The sequence below is a fragment of the Mesorhizobium sp. C264A genome (assembly GCF_040324515.1).
GTDB lineage: Bacteria > Pseudomonadota > Alphaproteobacteria > Rhizobiales > Rhizobiaceae > Mesorhizobium.
Map to the genome: position 1 here is coordinate 3,232,709 of NZ_JAMYVY010000001.1, position 17,942 is coordinate 3,250,650.

The 17,942-nt window shown below is 62.9% G+C and carries 14 protein-coding genes and 1 pseudogene; 6 read left to right on the forward strand and 9 right to left on the reverse strand.

Features of this window, described 5'->3' with window-relative positions:
• Positions 1-27: 27 nt before the first annotated feature.
• The 4 genes from NKL04_RS15985 to NKL04_RS16000 form a co-directional block, all read right to left on the reverse strand.
• Positions 28-2,490 carry a glycogen/starch/alpha-glucan phosphorylase gene (locus NKL04_RS15985; RefSeq protein WP_023687197.1) on the reverse strand — a complete coding sequence of 821 codons (2,463 nt, stop codon included), beginning with the start codon at positions 2,488-2,490 and terminating at the stop codon, positions 28-30.
• Between the two features lie 140 nt (positions 2,491-2,630).
• Positions 2,631-3,413 carry an ATP-binding cassette domain-containing protein gene (locus NKL04_RS15990; RefSeq protein WP_023670726.1) on the reverse strand — a complete coding sequence of 261 codons (783 nt, stop codon included), beginning with the start codon at positions 3,411-3,413 and terminating at the stop codon, positions 2,631-2,633.
• On the reverse strand, positions 3,410-4,471 hold the full coding sequence (locus NKL04_RS15995) for an ABC transporter permease (RefSeq protein ID WP_023670725.1): 1,062 nt from the start codon (positions 4,469-4,471) through the stop codon (positions 3,410-3,412). The genes NKL04_RS15990 and NKL04_RS15995 overlap by 4 nt, the downstream gene beginning before the upstream one ends.
• Before the next feature lie 150 nt (positions 4,472-4,621).
• Positions 4,622-5,599: a sugar ABC transporter substrate-binding protein gene (locus NKL04_RS16000; RefSeq protein WP_081725578.1), complete on the reverse strand. Its 978-nt coding sequence runs from the start codon at positions 5,597-5,599 to the stop codon at positions 4,622-4,624.
• Between the two features lie 264 nt (positions 5,600-5,863).
• Here NKL04_RS16000 and NKL04_RS16005 point away from each other — a divergent pair, with 264 nt between their 5' ends.
• From NKL04_RS16005 to NKL04_RS16020, 4 genes are all read left to right on the forward strand, one after another.
• A complete protein-coding gene (locus NKL04_RS16005) occupies positions 5,864-7,090 on the forward strand; it encodes an ROK family transcriptional regulator (RefSeq protein ID WP_023702241.1) in 1,227 nt (408 codons plus the stop codon).
• Positions 7,091-7,537 (forward strand): RbsD/FucU family protein, encoded by a 447-nt coding sequence (locus tag NKL04_RS16010; RefSeq protein ID WP_023684581.1) that lies wholly within the window; start codon positions 7,091-7,093, stop codon positions 7,535-7,537.
• Positions 7,534-8,457, forward strand: coding sequence for a carbohydrate kinase family protein (locus NKL04_RS16015; RefSeq protein ID WP_023684582.1), 924 nt, complete (start codon positions 7,534-7,536; stop codon positions 8,455-8,457). Before NKL04_RS16010 ends, NKL04_RS16015 begins: the two co-directional genes overlap by 4 nt.
• A 296-nt stretch (positions 8,458-8,753) precedes the next feature.
• Positions 8,754-9,896, forward strand: a complete 1,143-nt coding sequence (locus NKL04_RS16020) for a DegT/DnrJ/EryC1/StrS family aminotransferase (protein WP_023684583.1) — start codon at positions 8,754-8,756, stop codon at positions 9,894-9,896.
• A 1-nt stretch (position 9,897) separates the two neighbouring features.
• On the opposite strand, the gene cysQ is transcribed toward NKL04_RS16020, so the two are convergent.
• The 3 genes from cysQ to cysD are packed head-to-tail and all read right to left on the reverse strand — an operon-like array spanning position 9,898 to position 13,542.
• Positions 9,898-10,686, reverse strand: coding sequence for a 3'(2'),5'-bisphosphate nucleotidase CysQ (gene cysQ, locus NKL04_RS16025; protein ID WP_031196090.1), 789 nt, complete (start codon positions 10,684-10,686; stop codon positions 9,898-9,900).
• Between the two features lie 10 nt (positions 10,687-10,696).
• Positions 10,697-12,634, reverse strand: coding sequence for a sulfate adenylyltransferase subunit CysN (cysN, locus tag NKL04_RS16030; protein ID WP_023684584.1), 1,938 nt, complete (start codon positions 12,632-12,634; stop codon positions 10,697-10,699).
• A 2-nt stretch (positions 12,635-12,636) separates the two neighbouring features.
• Positions 12,637-13,542 carry a sulfate adenylyltransferase subunit CysD gene (gene cysD / locus NKL04_RS16035; protein WP_023670717.1) on the reverse strand — a complete coding sequence of 302 codons (906 nt, stop codon included), beginning with the start codon at positions 13,540-13,542 and terminating at the stop codon, positions 12,637-12,639.
• Between the two features lie 414 nt (positions 13,543-13,956).
• Here cysD and NKL04_RS16040 point away from each other — a divergent pair, with 414 nt between their 5' ends.
• Both NKL04_RS16040 and NKL04_RS16045 read left to right on the forward strand, forming a co-directional pair.
• Positions 13,957-15,249, forward strand: a complete 1,293-nt coding sequence (locus NKL04_RS16040) for an O-antigen ligase family protein (RefSeq protein WP_031209658.1) — start codon at positions 13,957-13,959, stop codon at positions 15,247-15,249.
• Entirely contained in the window at positions 15,246-16,181 is a 936-nt protein-coding gene (locus NKL04_RS16045) for an NAD-dependent epimerase/dehydratase family protein (protein ID WP_023670715.1), read from the forward strand. The genes NKL04_RS16040 and NKL04_RS16045 overlap by 4 nt, the downstream gene beginning before the upstream one ends.
• On the opposite strand, the pseudogene NKL04_RS16050 reads toward NKL04_RS16045, so the two are convergent.
• Both NKL04_RS16050 and NKL04_RS16055 read right to left on the reverse strand, forming a co-directional pair.
• A pseudogene (locus NKL04_RS16050) lies at positions 16,169-16,713 on the reverse strand (sugar transferase). The gene NKL04_RS16045 and the pseudogene NKL04_RS16050 overlap by 13 nt on opposite strands.
• 194 nt (positions 16,714-16,907) lie before the next feature.
• A complete protein-coding gene (locus NKL04_RS16055) occupies positions 16,908-17,906 on the reverse strand; it encodes an IS481 family transposase (protein WP_352723843.1) in 999 nt (332 codons plus the stop codon).
• Between the last annotated feature and the right edge of the window lie 36 nt (positions 17,907-17,942).

Here is a 17,942-nt window from a genome sequence, read left to right on the forward strand (position 1 = left end):
CCATTGTCGTGGCCTCATGCAATCATATCAGGCGGGCACGTTCCAGATTTCTTTCGCATATTGGCGGATCGTGCGATCGGAAGAGAACCAGCCGACCCGGGCAACGTTGCGGATAGCGCGCGCGTACCAATCGGGGCTGTTGCGCCAGACGGCGTCGACATCGCGCTGGGCGGCGGCATAGGCGTCGAAATCCGCCGCCACCATGAACCAGTCGCTGTTGTAGAGACCGTCGACCAGCTCGCGGTAGCGATCCGGCTGGTCGGGCGAGAACACGCCCGACGATACTGCGGCGACAGCCTGCGCCAATTCAGGGGAGCCCTCGATCACGGCGCGCGGGTTGTAGCCATTGCTGCGCCGCTCGGCGACTTCCGCCGTGCTCAGGCCGAAGATGAAGATGTTGTCGTCGCCAACGCATTCCTTGATCTCGACATTGGCGCCGTCGAGCGTACCGATGGTCAAGGCGCCGTTCAGCGCGAACTTCATGTTGCCGGTGCCCGACGCCTCCATGCCGGCAGTCGAAATCTGCTCGGACAGGTCGGCGGCCGGCATCATCACCTCGGCCAGGCTGACATTGTAGTTCGGCACGAACACCACTTTCAGCAGCCCGCGCACCGACGGGTCGCTGTTGATGACCTTGGCGACGTCGTTGGCCAGTTTGATGATCAGCTTGGCATTGTGGTAGCTGGGCGCCGCTTTGCCGCCGAAGAATTTGACGCGCGGCATCCAGTCCTGCTCGGGATGCGAGCGGATCTGGTCGTAGAGCGCGATCGCTTCCAGGATGTTGAGCAGCTGGCGCTTGTATTCGTGGATGCGCTTGACCTGGATGTCGAACAGCGCCGACGGGTCGAGCTTGATGCCGAGCCGGTCTGCGACCAGATTGGCGAGCTTGACCTTGTTGGAGCGCTTGACGGCGGCGAACTTGTCGCGGAAGGCGGCGTCGCCGGCAAAGGCTTCGAGCCCCTTGATGGCGTCGATGTCGTCGAGGAAACGGTCCCCGATCGCCGCGCGGGTGAGCGCGGTGAGGCCCGGATTGCACTGGATCAGCCAGCGCCGTGGCGTGATGCCGTTGGTCTTGTTGTTGATGCGATCGGGATAGAGCTTGTGGAGATCGGCAAACACCGTCTCCTTCATCAGTTCGGTGTGCAACGCCGACACGCCATTGATCGAGTGCGAGCCGACAAAGGCCAGGTTACCCATGCGCACGCGGCGGTCGCCATTTTCCTGGATCAGCGAGATGCGGCTGATCTGCTCATTGGAAAACTGGTTGGTGGCGCGGGCCTCAAGCAGCACCTGAGCATTGATGGCGTAGACGATCTGCATGTGGCGCGGCAAAAGCCGTTCGAACAGCGGCACCGGCCAGCTTTCCAGCGCTTCTGGCAGCAGCGTGTGGTTGGTGTAGCCGAAGGTGCGCTTGGTGATGTCCCAGGCCTGGTCGAAATCCATGCCATGGACGTCCATCAGCAGGCGCATCAGCTCTGGCACGGCGATCGCCGGATGGGTGTCATTGAGATGGATCGCCGCCTTGTCGGGCAGCGAGGCGAGATCGCCATACTGGCTGAGATGGCGCTGGACGATGTCCTGCAGCGATGCGGTGGAGAAGAAATATTCCTGCCGCAGCCGCAGTTCCTGGCCGGCCTTGTGGGAATCGGCGGGGTAAAGCACGCGCGACAAGGCATCGGCCTTGTTGCTTTCGGCCAGCGCGCCGATGTGGTCGCCGGCGTTGAACTTGTCGAGCAGGATCGGATCGACCGGCATGCCGGACCAAAGCCGCAGCGTGTTGACGCGGTTGGCCCGCCAGCCAACCACCGGGGTGTCGTAGGCGACGGCCTGGACATGCTCGGTCGGCTTCCAGACGTGACGTTCGAGCCGGCCATCCTTGGAGGTGATCGATTCCACCGAGCCGCCGAAGCCGACTTCGAAGGCGCGTTCGCGGCGCTCGAACTCCCAGGGGTTGCCGTGGTCGAGCCAGGTTTCGGGCAGTTCGACCTGCCAGCCGTCATGGATCTCCTGGCGGAACATGCCGTTGGCGTAGCGAATGCCGTAGCCATGCGCGGGAATGTCGACGGTCGCCATGCTTTCCATGAAGCAGGCGGCGAGCCGGCCGAGACCGCCATTGCCGAGCGCTGCATCCGGTTCGAGCCCGGCGATGAGGTCGAGGTCGACGCCCAGCGACTTGAGCGCTTCTCGCATATTGTCCATCAGGCCGAGATTGGAGAAGGCATCGCGCATCAGCCGGCCGATGAGGAATTCGAGCGACAGGTAATAGACGCGCTTTTCCTGCTGGGCGTAGGCCTCCTGCGTCGCCTGCATCCAGTGATCGACGATGCGGTCGCGCACGACCTTGATCGAGGCTGTCAGCCAATCATATTGCGTGGCAACGGAGGTGCCTTTGCCGACCCGGTATTTGAGAGCCAGCAAGACTTCGTCGGCCAGCGTCTTGGGATCGGGTATTTCGAGATCGGGGGCTTTGGCTGTCATTGTTCGCGTCATACTGCCTCTCGTGATCGTGCTGCGATCATACCGGCTTTCGCTCTCAGTCCCAGCCTATCCTAGTGCATCGCAACATACGTTCAATCGATTTAGACCAGCATGCCGCCAGTTCCCCTGCGGCAATTTATCCGTCGAGCGGATCAGGCAGCGAGTGCAGCCTCCGGCGGAACCTTCGCTCCCGTCATGAAGGCGACGGCGTCGGACATGGTATATTGCTTGGGATCGATGACGCAGAGGCGGCGACCCAGCCGATGGATATGGATGCGGTCGGCAACCTCGAAGACATGCGGCATATTGTGCGAGATCAGCACGATCGGCAGGCCTCGTTTCTTGACGTCGAGGATCAGTTCCAGCACGCGGCGGCTCTCCTTGACGCCGAGTGCGGCGGTCGGCTCGTCCATGATCACCACGCGGCTGCCGAAAGCAGCGGCGCGCGCCACCGCCACGCCCTGGCGCTGGCCGCCCGACAGCGTTTCCACCGCCTGGCTGATGTTCTGGATGGTCATCAGCCCAAGCTCGGTGAGCTTGTCGCGGGCGCGCTTTTCCATTGCGGGCCGGTCGAGCATACGAAGCCAGTCGCCGAGGAAGCCGGGTTTGCGGATCTCGCGGCCCAGGAACATGTTGTCGGCGATCGACAGGGCCGGCGACAAAGCCAGGTTTTGGTAGACCGTCTCGATGCCCGCCTCGCGCGCCTCCATGGGCGATTTGAAAGCGACAGCCTTGCCTTCAAGACGGATCTCGCCTTCGTCGGGCACGGCGGCGCCGGAAATCGCCTTGATCAGCGATGATTTGCCGGCGCCATTGTCTCCGATGACGGCCAGGATTTCGCCGGGGTAGAGGTCGAAGTCGGCATTGTCGAGGGCGGTGACACGGCCATAGCGCTTGATCAGGCCGCGCGCGGTGAGGATGGGTTCCACGGTCATGCCGAAACCTTTCTGATCCATTGGTCGATCGCCACGGCGCCGATGATCAGCACACCGGTGAGCAGCACCTTCCATTGCGGATCGGCGCCCAGCATGTTGAGGCCCATCGAGACGACGCCGACGATCATCGCGCCGAAAAGCGTGCCCAGAATTGAGCCGCGCCCGCCGAACAGTGAAATGCCGCCGATCACCGTCGCGGTTATCGCCTGCAGGTTGTAGTCGGTGACGGCGGCTGACGGCGAGATCGAGCCGTTGCGGCCGATGGACACCCAGGCAGCGAAAGCGGCGATCAACCCGGCAAGGGTGTAGACCGTCATCAACACCTTCTTGGTCTGGATGCCAGACAGCTTCGCCGCCTCCTGATCATCGCCAACGGCGTAGACATGGCGGCCCCAGGCGGTGTGATTGAGCACGTACCAGAGGATCAAAACGAGCACGACCGTGGCGATGACGCCCAGTGTCAGCACCGCCGTGCCGATCTTGAAACTCAGGGCAAAGAGATGCAGCAGCGGCGCCTGGGCGTCGACGTCGGTATCGCGGATCGTCTCATTGGCCGAATAGATGAAGTTCGTCGCCATGACGATGTTCCAGGTGCCGAGCGTGACGATGAACGGCGGCAGCTTCATGTAGGCGACCAGCAAGCCGTTGAGCAGGCCGCAGGCTGCGCCGGCGGCAAGCCCGATGGGCACTGCGAGCACGGCCGGCATGCCGTAGCTGACCGCGCAATTGCCCATGATCACGGCCGAAATCACCATGATCACGCCGATCGACAGGTCGATGCCGGCGGTCAGGATGACCAGTGTCTGCGCGGCACCGAGGATGCCGACGATGGCGATCTGCTGCAGGATCAGCGTCAGCGTATAGGATGAGAAGAAACGCCCGCCAATGGCGATGCCGAAAATGACGATCGACAAGACCAGCACAATCAGCGGCACCGCCGCCGGCGTGGAGTGCAGGAAATGCTGGATCCGCTTGACGGCCGATTTGTGCTCGTCAAAGGCGGCAACGCTTGTGTCGCTGCTCGAGAGAACCTTCTCGAATTCCTGTGCTTGAGCCATGTTTCCTCCCCTGGGCTTCAGCTCCATGCCGATACCCGCTCGCGCCTGTCCGGTCTGCTGCCGGGATTATTCGCGTGACGCATCGTCCACCCGAAGCGGCCGGGGATCAAGCCCCCGGCCGTCAGCTTGCCGCTGGCTGTCAGGCAGCCATCAGCCCCAGCACTTGGCGAGGCCTTCCTTGGTGTCGATCGACTTCACGCCATTGGCCGGCTTGTCGGTGACGAGGTTGACGCCGGTGTCGAAGAAGTTCTTGCCTTCGGTCGGCTTCGGCTTGGCGCCGTCCTTGGCGAAGGCGGCGATCGCCTCGATGCCGAGTGCCGCCATCTGCAGCGGGTATTGCTGCGAGGTGGCGCCAATGACGCCTTCGGTCACCGACTTCACGCCGGGGCAGCCGCCATCGACCGAGACGATCAGCACCTGGCTTTCGAGACCGACCGCCTTGAGCGCCTGGTAGGCGCCGACAGCGGCGGGCTCGTTGATGGTGTGGATGACGGTGATGGAGTTGTCCTTCTGCAGAAGGTTTTCCATCGCCTTGCGGCCGCCTTCTTCATTGCCGTTGGTGACGTCGTGGCCGACGATGCGGGCATCGTCCTCATCGCCGATCTTGTTGGGATCCTTCACGTCGATGCCGAAGCCCATCATGAAGCCCTGGTCGCGCAGCACATCCACGGTCGGCTGTGAGGGGGTCAGGTCGAGGAAACCGATCTTGGCGTCCTTGGCCTTGTCGCCGAGGGTCGCGGCTGCCCAGGCGCCGATCAGCTTGCCGGCTTCCAGATTGTCCGTCGCGAAGGTCGCGTCGGCGGCATCGATCGGGTCCAGCGGGGTATCGAGCGCGATCACCAGCAGGCCGGCGTCACGCGCCTTCTTCACCGTCGGCACGATGCCCTTGGTGTCGGACGCGGTGATCAGGATGCCCTTGGCGCCGTCGGCGATGCAGCTTTCGATCGCCGCCACCTGGCTCTCGCTGTCGCCGTCGATCTTGCCGGCATAGGTCTTGAGGTCGACGCCAAGTTCCTTGGCCTTGGCGGTCGCGCCCTCCTTCATCTTGACGAAGAAGGGGTTGGTGTCGGTCTTGGTGATCAGGCAGGCGCCGACGCCGGCGGCCGATGCTGTCGAAGCAAACGCCATCAGGCCGAGGCCCGCCGCGGCGAACACGGTGGACTTCAATAAAGCTTTGGTCACGATCTTCCTCCCATGGAACCATGCGGATGCCGCCAACCGGCATCTTGAGCGCATCCACTGAAGTTCTCCCAGTGTGGACGCGCCCTCAAATGACACCAGCGGGAGCCGCCTGTCAATAATTAAATCACTCTTATTTATTATTGACAGCTTTGCGCGGTTCACTCATTCTGCCGCAAAAGCAGTAAGAATAAACCAAGGGAAGGAACAAGGGTGGAGACCGGCATTGCGAGGCACGGTTCGCCCGAGGCGGCCGCCAGCCGTCTCCACCGTGGCACCAACCAGAGCGGCATGCGCGACCACAATGAGCGGCTGGTGCTGTCGTTGGTTCGCCAGCACGGCAGCTTGGCCAAATCAGACATTGCGCGCATGACCGGGCTTTCAGCGCAGACCGTCTCGGTCATCATGCGCGAACTGGAGGAAGACAGCCTGCTGCTGCGCCAGGCGCCGTTGCGCGGCAAGATCGGCCAGCCCTCCATCCCGATGGCGCTGAACCCCGAAGGCGCCTTCTTCATCGGCCTCAAGATCGGCCGCCGCAGCGCCGAACTGGTGCTGATCGATTTCCTCGGAACTGTGCGTTCCATGCTGCAGCACTCCTACCGCTATCCGGCGCCGCGCGAGACGGTTGAGTTCGTCACCGAAGGCATGAAGACGATGCGCGCCGAACTGACACCTGCGCAGGACAAGCGCATTGCCGGGCTCGGCATCGCCATGCCGTTCGAACTGTGGAACTGGGCCGACACCGCCGGCGCGCCGCGCGACATCATGGACGAATGGCGCCATCGCGACATCCGTGCCGACATCCAGGCGCAGTGCGAATTCCCGGTCTATCTGCAGAATGACGCCACCTCCGCCTGCGGCGCCGAACTGGTGTTCGGCCAGACCGGCGGGGCGCGCGACTTCGTCTATTTCTATATCGGCGCCTTTGCCGGCGGCGGCATCGTGCTCAACGGCCGGCTGTTCGGCGGGCCAACCGGAAATGCCGGGGCGCTGGGTTCGATGCCGGTGCCGGGGCCGGACGGCAAGCCGACGCAGCTCATCGACGTCGCCTCGATCGCCATGCTGGAAAAGGCGCTTAACGCACGCGGCGTCGAGGCTTCGCATCTGTGGACGTCGCCTGAGGATTGGGGCGAGATCGGTCACGAGCTCGACGACTGGATCGCCAATGCCGCTCAGGCGCTGGCCTATGCCATCGTATCGGCGTCCTCGGTGATCGATTTCGAGGCCGCGGTGATCGACGGCTGGATGCCGCTCGCTGTCCGGCGCCGGCTCGTCGATGCGATCAGGCAGGCGATCGGTACGATCGATGGCGAAGGGCTGAAGCTTCCGGTGGTGCGCGAAGGCACCGTCGGCATCCATGCCCGCGCGCTGGGCGGCGCCAGCCTGCCGCTGTCCGAACGCTTCCTCATCGGTTCGACCACGATTTCCAGGAGCATCTGAATGCTGATCGGTATTCCGTCGCTGCTCGGTCCGGAGCTTCTGGCGACATTGCGCGCCATGGGCCATGGCGACGAGATCGCGCTCGTCGACGGCAACTATCCGGCGGAAGAACAGGCAAACCGGCTGATCCGCGCCGACGGTCTTCACCTCATACCGGTGCTTGACGCCATTTTGAGCGTGCTGCCGGTGGACGACTTCGTGCCGGAAGCGCTGTTTCGTGCCTCGGTAAAAGGCGATCCCTCGGTCGCCGATCCGGTCCACCATGAAATCGAAACGATCTGCACCAGGCGCGCGCCGGGCCGCAAGGTGGTTGCGCTGGCGGGCGCCGACTTCTATGCACGCGTCCGGTCGGCATATGCGATCGTCGGGACCAGCGAACCCCGGCTCTACGCCAACATCATCATCCGCAAGGGCGTGATCTATCCGCCGGAGAACAAGAAATCATGATCCTCTGCTGCGGCGAAGCCCTGATCGACATGCTGCCGCGCACCACGACACAGGGCGAGCCGGCCTTTGCGCCCTATGTCGGCGGCGCGGTGTTCAACACGGCGATCGCGCTTGGCCGCCTCGGCGCGCCCGCCGGCTTCTTTTCCGGCCTGTCGTCGGATCTGTTCGGCGGCCAGTTCCGCGAGGCGCTCGGCGCAAGCAAGGTCAGCTCCACCTATGCGCACACCTCCCCTCGCCCGACCACGCTCGCCTTCGTGCGGCTCACCAACGGCCAGGCGACCTACACTTTCTACGACGAAAACACCGCCGGGCGCATGCTGACGACAGAGGATCTGCCGAAACTGGGCGCCGAGATCGAAGCCATGCTGTTTGGCGCCATCAGCCTGATTTCGGACCCGGCGGGTGCTGCCTACGAAGAATTCATGAAACGCGAGCACGAACGCCGCGTCATGATGCTCGACCCCAACATCCGGCCGAACTTCATCCCCGACAAAGCCAAGCACCTCCGGCGCATCCGCTCGATGATGGCGATGGCCGACATCGTGAAGCTATCGGATGAGGATCTGCACTGGTTCGGCGAGGCCGGCTCGCATGAGGACGTCATCCGCAACTGGCTGGATCGCGGCCCGAAGCTGATCGTCGTTACCCACGGCAGCGAAGGTGCCGTCGGCTACAGCAGGGAACACAAGGTCACGGTGATGCCGCATAAGGTGGAGGTGGTCGACACGGTCGGCGCCGGCGACACTTTCAATGCCGGCATTCTGGCCTCGCTGCACGAGCAAGGCCTGCTCACCAAGGCCGGGATCGGCGGCCTTTCGGAGGACGCCATCCGTCAGGCGCTGGCGCTCGGCGCCAAAGCGGCGGCGGTGACCGTGTCGCGGGCCGGCGCCAACCCGCCCTGGCGGCACGAAATCGCCTGATCCACGCTTAGTCCGCCGCCAGCCGCTGCAAGCAGCCGATCACTTTATGTTTCCGCGAGCCGGAAAGACGGACTGATCAGCCGGATTAATAGGCGGCGAAGCCCGGATTTCCGGCATCTTGCGGCAATGCAGGGAAAGCCTGAAGTAACAGGCTGCGACACCTAGACAACCCGTCCCGCGGCCGGTCCGGCTTTCTAGACCGGCCCAACTCTGGTACCAGCGGCCCGGTTAAGTTGTTGTTTCTGTGCGTGTCATTGTCCCCGGGGCAGCCCGCACCACACCGTTTTGAGGCCGACATGCAGTTCATCGATCTTGGCGCGCAGCGCGAACGTATCCGCGACCGGCTGAAGGCCGCGATCGACAATGTCGTCGAGGAAGGCCGCTATATCCTCGGACCGCAAGTCACCGAATTCGAAAACAAGCTCGCAGCCTATATCGGCACCAAGCATGTCGTGGCCTGCGCCAACGGCACCGACGCGCTGCTGTTGCCGCTGTTTGCCGCCGGTATCGGCCCCGGCGACGCGGTGTTCGTGCCGAGCTTCACCTTTGCCGCGACGGCGGAAGTGGTGGCGCTTGCCAAGGCCGAACCAGTGTTCGTCGATGTCGAGGCCGAGACCTACAACATCGACATCGCCAGCCTCGAGGCGGCGATCGCCATGATCAAGAAGGAAGGCCGGCTGAAGCCGAAGGCGATCATTCCCGTCGACTTGTTTGGGCTTGCCGCCAACTACGAGGCGATCATGGCGATTGCCAGGCGCGAAGGGCTGCTGGTGATCGAGGATGCGGCGCAGTCGATCGGCGGTTCGGCCGACGGCACAATGTGCGGCGCCTTCGGCCATGTCGGCTCGACCAGCTTTTATCCGGCCAAGCCGCTGGGCTGCTACGGCGATGGCGGCGCGATGTTCACCAATGACGACGCGCTGGCCGACCAGCTGCGCTCGTTTGCGTTCCACGGTAAGGGCGGGACGCAGTATGACAATGTCCGCGTCGGCATCAATTCACGCCTCGACACCATCCAGGCGGCGATCCTGATCGAGAAACTCGCCATCCTCGAAGACGAGATGGTCGCCCGCCAGGTCGTGGCCAAGCGCTACGCCGAAGGTCTCGGCGACATCGTCAAGGCGTCACGCAATCTGGGCGGTGGCCGCTCGGCCTGGGCGCAATACGCCATCGAGACGCCGAAGCGCGACGGGTTGAGGGCGCATCTCGGCGAAAAGGGCATCCCTTCGGTGATCTATTATGTGAAGCCGCTGCACGAGCAGGTCGCCTATCGCGACTATCCGCGCACGCCGACCGGGCTTGCGGTTTCGGAGGAACTGCCGAAGCGCATCCTGTGCCTGCCGATGCATCCCTATCTCAGCGAAGCCGACCAGGACCGCATCATCGAGACGATCCGCAACTACATTGGCTCGAACTCGGCGCATGTAGCGGCGGCGTAAGTTACGCCGCGTCCGCCGCCTTCCCGCTCGCAATAAAATGCGGGTTGGCGAAATCCTCGTCGTCGCTCTGTTTGCGCTTGCCATAGGTGAGCGGCTCGCCGTCCAGCGTGCGCGTCATGCCGCCGGCGGCGCGCAGTACGGCGTCGCCGGCCGCCGTGTCCCATTCCATGGTGCGGCCGAAGCGCGGATAGATGTCGGCTTCGGCTGCGGCGAGCAGGCAGAATTTCAGCGATGAGCCGACCGAGACGATCTCGGCGGCGCCGAGATCCTTGATGAAGGCTTCGGTCTCCGGGGTGTTGTGCGAGCGGCTGGCAACGACCGCCAGCGGCGTGACCGCCCTCCTAACCGAAATCCGCCGGCGGCCGACGATACGGAAGTCGCCATCGACCTCGATTGCTTCGGCCCAGCCCGGCCGTCCAGAGAAGAACCGCCCGCTGCACGGTGCGAAGACGACGCCGATCTCCGGCACGCCGTGCCGGACAAGCGCGATGTTGACGGTGAAATCGGTCCGGCGGTTGACGAATTCCTTCGTTCCATCGAGCGGATCGATCAGGAAGAAGGCGCCATCCAGATCGGGCGGCACAATGCCTTCGGCGACCTCTTCCTCGGCCACGCAGGGAATATCGGGATAGGCCGCACGCAGGCCGGCGAGGATGATCGTCTCGCTCTCGCGGTCGGCTTCCGTGACCGGCGAGGAGTCCGACTTGCTGTCGACCGCGCAGCCGGCCTTGAAGACCCGCATCACCTCGCGTCCGGCTTCGAGCGCCAGGCGCTCGAACACGTCGAGCATCACTTCGTCGTCAGATGCCGCCGCCGCTGTCATATTGGTCTTCGGCAATGTCGCGCTCATTCAGCCAGTGTTCCAGAGCCTCTACCATCTCCTCGGCCGTCTTGCCGAGTGTCTTGAGATGGATTTCGGGATTTTCGGGAGCTTCATACGGGGAATCGACGCCGGTGAAGTTCTTGATCTCGCCATTCAGCGCCCGTGCGTAAAGGCCTTTCGGGTCGCGTCGGGCGCATTCCTCGAACGGCGTATCGACGAACACTTCGACGAACTCGCCGTCGGCCATCAACTCCCTGGCCATGCGCCGCTCGGCGCTGAAGGGGGAAATGAAGGAGACGATGACGATCAGCCCGGCATCGGCCATCAGCTTTGCCACTTCGGCGACACGGCGGATGTTTTCGACCCGATCGGCGTCGGTGAAGCCGAGATCGCGGTTGAGGCCGTGGCGGACATTGTCGCCGTCGAGAATGTAGGTGTGGCGCCCGGAAGCGAACAGCTTCTTCTCGAGCAGGTTGGCGATGGTCGACTTGCCCGAACCGGAAAGGCCGGTGAACCAGAACACGGCGGGACGCTGGCTCTTCAAGTCGGAACGGCCACGCTTGCCGACATCGAGCGACTGCCAGTGGATGTTTTCGGCGCGGCGCAAGGTATGCAGGATCATGCCGGCGCCGACCGTGGCATTGGTGATGCGGTCGATCAGGATGAAGGCGCCGGTATCGCGGTTGTCGGCGAAGGTGTCGAAGGCGATCGGCGCCCGGGTCGAGATGTTGCAGATGCCGACTTCGTTCATCTCGAGCGACTTCGCCGCCTCGCGAGCGAAGTCGTTGACGTTGACGCGGTATTTCAGGTCGGTGACGGTGGCGCTGGTCTGGTCGGTCTCGGTGCGCAGTATATAGGAGCGTCCCGGCAGCAGCGCTGCCTCGTCGAACCAGACGATGTTGGCGGCGAACTGGTCGGCGACCTGCGGCCGTGCCGCCGGCGACACCAGCATGTTGCCTCTGGAGACCTCGACCTCGTCATCGAGCACAAGGGTGATGGCCTGGCCGGCCACCGCCTGGGCAAGATCGCCGCCTTGCGCGACGATGCGCTTGACCCGCGAGGCCTTGCCGGATTTGGCGACCACCACCTCGTCGCCCTGCGCGACGGAGCCGGACGCGATGGTGCCGGCAAAGCCGCGGAAGTCGAGATTGGGCCGGTTGACATACTGCACCGGAAACCGGAACGGCAGTTCGACCGCGGCCTCGTCGACCGATATAGTTTCGAGATGCTCGATCAGCGACGGGCCGGAATACCACGCCGTCTTGCCGGAGCGGCTGGTGACATTGTCGCCATAGCGGGCCGACATCGGGATCGGCACGATCGTCTGGAAGCCGAGCTCGTGCGAGAACTGCCGGTAATCCTCGACGATACGGTCGAACACCGCCTGGTCGAAATCGACGAGGTCGATCTTGTTGACGGCAAGCACGATATGGCGGATGCCGAGCAGCGAAGCGATGATCGAGTGGCGCCGGGTCTGGCGCAGCACAGCCTGGCGCGCATCGATCAGCACGATGGCGAGATCGGCAGTCGATGCGCCGGTCGCCATGTTGCGGGTGTACTGTTCATGGCCGGGCGTGTCGGCGACGATGAACTTGCGCTTGGGCGTGGCGAAGAAGCGGTAGGCGACGTCGATGGTGATGCCTTGCTCGCGCTCGGCCTCGAGGCCGTCGACCAGAAGCGCGAAGTCGATGTCGTCGCCAGTGGTGCCGTGCTTGCGGGAATCGCGCTCGAGTGCGGCGAGCTGGTCCTCGAAGATCTGCTTTGTGTCGGACAGAAGACGGCCGATCAGCGTCGACTTGCCGTCGTCGACCGAGCCGCAGGTGAGGAAGCGCAGCAGCGACTTCTTCTCCTGCGCCGCCATGTATTCGCGCACGCCGTCGGTGGGAGCGAGGCTCTTGGCCAGGATATGGCGCATGCTCAGAAATATCCCTCGCGCTTCTTCTTTTCCATCGAGCCGGCTTCATCGCGGTCGATGAGGCGGCCCTGGCGCTCGGAGGTGCGCGCCGTCAGCATCTCGCCGACGATGGCTTCGAGCGTGTCCGCGTCGGATTCGATGGCGCCGGTCAGCGGATAACAGCCGAGCGTGCGGAAACGCACCAGACGGTTCTCCATCGTCTCACCGGGGCGCAATTGCATGCGATCGTCATCCTTCATGATCAGCATGCCGTCGCGTTCGACCACCGGCCGCTCCTTGGCGAAATAGAGCGGCACGATCGGGATGTTTTCCTGCAGAATGTACTGCCAGATATCGAGCTCGGTCCAGTTCGACAGCGGAAACACGCGGATCGATTCGCCCGGCGCGATGCGGGTGTTGAAGATCTTCCACATCTCCGGCCGCTGGTTCTTCGGGTCCCAGACATGCTGGGCGTTGCGGAAGGAAAAGATGCGCTCCTTGGCGCGCGACTTCTCCTCGTCGCGCCGAGCCCCGCCGAAGGCAGCGTCAAAGCCGTATTTGTCGAGCGCCTGGCGCAACGCCACCGTCTTCATGACATGGGTGTGGGTGTTCGAGCCATGGTCAAAGGGGTTGATACCGTCGCGCACGCCGTCTTCATTGACGTGGACCAGCAGGTCGAAGCCGAGCTTCTGCGCCATCTGGTCGCGAAAGGCGATCATCTCGCGGAACTTCCAGGTGGTGTCGACATGCAGGAAGGGGAAAGGCGGCTTGGCCGGATAGAAGGCCTTCATCGCCAGATGCATCAGCACGGAGGAATCCTTGCCGACGGAATAGAGCATCACCGGCTTGGAGAAGGAGGCGGCAACCTCACGGAAGATGTGGATGGACTCGGCCTCGAGCCGCTGCAGGTGCGTAAGCGCGATGTTCATGGACTGTGAGCGTTCTCTCGTGCAATCCAGACCTTGCATCAGATGGATCGGGCGTCCTTTTCAGCCGCCCGGTTCAAGCTTCACTGCTGGACACTATCGGTTCGTGCCGGCGTTCTAGCAGATCGCCACCTGATATAACAACGCTGGAAAGGCCGGCGGCCACACCGATCGGCAACGAATTTTCCATGAAAAGCCTAGAATCCGAAAATTCCTGCCCGACGGAGCGATAGCATTCAAAGGCCGGGAAAAATCTTGCCTGGACCGAAAGAAACGCCGGCCGGACCTCGTCGCACTTTCGAAAACCGCACCCAGCCGCTATACCGGCTCCTGAACCTGCGCCGGGCGGCATGCCGCAAATGCCGCCGCCAAACATTGTCCGTCGCCACGCGACCCAGCGCATTGTGAACCAGAGCATTGACCCCGATCTCCGCCATCAAGCAGCACGTTTCGCCGTCACGGATCAACGTCACCTTCTCCATTTTGTGCTTCTTTTTCCCGCCGGTACTGGGATCGGCGGTCAGCTTTTTGTTCAATGGCGGCGGCCTGTGGTCGGTGCTTCTGCTTGCGCTGAAAAGACGGCGTTTCAACATCGACCGGCCGATGACCGCGATGACGGTGGCCATCTATGCCTATTGCGCAGCCAGCGTGCTCGCCTCCATCGTCAACAATTCGATCGCCAGGGATGCGCCGCATCTGGCAGGGCTGATCACCTTCCTGTTTTTCCCTGTCTCATACGCGACCTGGAGCATTACCGAGAAAACCACGCTGACGCGCATCGTCGTGCTGGCGAGCGCCGCCGCCTGTTTTGGCGCCCTGCTGCTGGCGGTCGTGCAATATCACGGGCTGGGCATACGGGCCGAAGGCGGCGCCGGCAATCCGATCGTGTTCGCGACCGTCGCCTGCCTCAGCATGATGATGTGCCTGGCAGGCGCCTTATCGGGTGTCGAAAAGAACAGGGCGTTGCTGGCCTGCGCGACACTGGCCGGCGCGGTCGACATTGTCTATTCGGGGTCGCGGATCATCTGGCTGGCGATGCTGGTGGCCGGCATCGCGGTCCTGCTGATCAACCGTCGCAAGCTCAACAACAGAAACGCCATTCGGCTTTTGCTGATTGCGGGCGCGATCGGCATCGTCATCGCGGTCATTGGTCTCCCCATCATTTCCGAGCGCGCGGCCTTCCTGTTCAGCGACTGGGATGCGCTCGCCACGAAGGGCGACCACACGACCGCGCTCGGCTTGCGCGCAGCACTTTGGCAGATTGGGCTGAGCGCCTTCCACGACATGCCGATTTTCGGTCACGGCATTGGTGCAAGCCGTGAGCTGATAAAGGATGGATTCCACAATCAGTTCCACATGCCGTCCACGGGCTTCAGCCATTTTCACAATGGCTTCCTGACTGCATTGGTGGAGGCCGGGCTGCTTGGAGCCGTAACGCTCGCGGCTGTGTTCTTCGTTGCCGCGAGAAACGCGGCCATCGTGCTGCGCACCAGCACGGACGCGATCGAGCGGTTCGGCGCCACGATGATTGTCGTCACTGCGATCACCTACCTCATCGGCGGCCTGACCGGCATTCTGGTCGGCCACGACATCCTCGATGCCACACTGATGGTGTTCCTGGTGTCCGGGACATATCTTGCATCGGGCCGGCAACAAATGCTGCCGGAACAACAGGCACCGGCCCCGGCGCCCCAGGCAAGCCGGCCGTGAAAGTGCTGGTCACAGGCGCGACGGGTTTCATCGGCAGGCAGGTCGTCAACCAGCTGCGCGAAGCCGGGTTCGGGGTGCGCATGGCATCGCGCCACCCGGAACGGCTCGATCCCGTGAGCGATGCGGTTTTGTTGCCGGACTTCGACGCACCGGCTCAGGCATACCAGGCGCTGATGCGAGATATCACCCATGTCGTCCACTGTGCGGCGCTCAACAATGACCGCAAGGCGAGCGAAGCCGACTTCATGGCAGCCAACGCGACACTGACCGCGCAGCTGGCGCGCGCGGCCGCCTCGCGGACAAGCGGGCGCTTCATCTATCTGTCGTCGATCCGGGCAGTAGCCGGTCCCGGTTTCAGCGGAACGATCAGCGAGGCGACGCTCCCTGCCCCGCAATGCGCCTACGGGCGCTCGAAACGCGAAGGCGAGATCAAGACACTGGAAGCCTATGCGTCCAGGCCCTCCGATGCCACGGCGCTGCGCCTGCCGCCGGTCTATGGCGAAGGCATGAAGGGAAACCTGCGTGGAATGATGCGGGCTGCCGCCATTGCCTTACCATTGCCCTTAGGCGCTTTCACCGCAGTTCGTTCGCTGATATCGCGCGACGCGGTGGCTGGCGCCGTGGCGCATCTTTTGACTCGTCCCACGCCACCGCGCCCGACCTATGTCCTGGGCGATGCTTCCCCCGTTGCGATGTTCGAAATCTTGACTGCATTCAGGCACGGATACGACGTTCCGACCCGGCTCGTTCCTGTGCCGGCCTGGCCATTCAGGCTGTTCGCCACACTGCTTGGCAGAAAAGCAGCGTACGACGCTTCCATGGCGACACAGATTTGCGACCCGTCACTGCTGATCTCGGAAGGCTGGATGCCGGAAACCGACACGCTCGGCCGGATTGAGGAACTTGCACGACAGGCCCGTCAGGTCCGGTAGATTGTGCCAAGCAGGATTTTGACGTCGAGTCCGATCGAGGCCCCCTGAGATATTCGGCATCCGTTTCGGCGCAGAGTTTCGGATCCGACATGTCGATGCCTTTCATCTGCGCGAGCCCGGTAATGCCCGGAAGCGCCGCAAGCACACCCAATTGCCTGCGGCGATCGATCAATTCCGTTTGCGTGGGCAGGCACGGCCGCGGTCCGACCAGGCTCATCTCGCCCTTGAGCACGTTCCAGAGCTGCGGCAGCTCGTCGATCTTGAGTTTCCGCAGCACCTTGCCGACGGCAGTGACGGAAATTGCCGGCGCCTGATGCGAGGGCAGAGACGGCGTTCCCACAACCATCGTGCGCAGCTTGTGGCAGGCAAACGGCACCCCGTGCTGGCCGACACGGGTTTGCGAAAACAACGCGGGTCCAGGCGACGACAGCCTGATTGCAAGCATGGCAAGCAGGACAAAAGGCGACGTCAGCGGCAAGAGAACCGCCGCGACGACCAGATCGAAGGCGCGCTTCGGTCCTTTCACGGCCATGCCGGCATGCTCCCAGGTTCAAACAACAATGCCGGCCAACGCCGGAGTCAAAATGACGGTCGGGTAGTACGCGGCCATAGGCCCACAAGGCAAGCACGACAAAGTTGGCCCGATCAGATTTGCCTCATGCTGCCGATATCGCGGTAATGGCCGCGGATCATGGCGGACCCAATCGCAGCCGCTGGCGGCAGGCTCTAAATGTTTAGTCCCAAGGTTTGATGGGTTGGATCGAGCCTGAATCGTTCGGGCTCTTTTGTCCAGATTTTGCAGATGTATTCAAAGGGCGTGAGGCCCTTGAGGGTCTTCAGTCGACGGCCGAAATTATAGGCTAAGACGAAATCGGCGAGATGCTGGCGCAGTTGGTCATGGCTCTCGTAGTAGAAGCGTTTGACGGTCGCATCCTTGATCGTGCGGTTCATGCGTTCGACCTGGCCGTTGGTCCATGGGTGCCTTGGCTTTGTCGTTCGGTGGTCGATATCGGCCTTGGCGCAAGTATGTTCGAAGGCGTGCGCCCATATGATTTCTCCCGCCGCCATGGCCTCCTTGATCAGCGGAACGGCCGAGCCGCCGGCACCTGGGGTCGTGAACTGAATGCCGTTGTCGGTAAGCACTGTGTGGATCTTGTAAGGGACAGCATCAAGAAGATGGCGCAGGAAATCGGCGGAGACCGCTGTCGTTGCCTTCTCGTGCAGCTCGACGAAAGCGAACTTCGAGGTCCGATCTATGGCCACGAACATATGCAGCTTGCCCTGCTCGGTTCGGACCTCGGCGACGTCGATATGGAAGTAGCCGATTGGATAGGCCTTGAACTTCTTCCTTGCCGGCTTGTCGCCCTCGACATCCGGCAACCTGCCTATCCCGTGACGCTGCAGGCAGCGATGCAAGGATGACCGCGACAGATGCGGGATCGTCGGTTGGAGAGCATAGAGGCAATCGTCCAGTGGCAGCAGCGTATAACGCCGAAAGGCGACGATGACCGCCTCTTCCTCAGTCGATAGCACTGTCGACTTCGGATCTCTGGGGCCAGTCGGAAGATCGGCGGCCGACGTCCGGTTCCTCCACTTCCTAACCGTCTTCTGATTGATGCCGTAGCGCTTCGCCAGCGCCCTCAGGCTCTCTTGACTATGCTGTATCGCTCGACGGATCGCCTCTGTCGTCGTGGCGCTCCCATGAAGAACCTGGCCATAGCGCATCCTTTGATTCGGACGAAAAGTATGCGCCATCAAAGC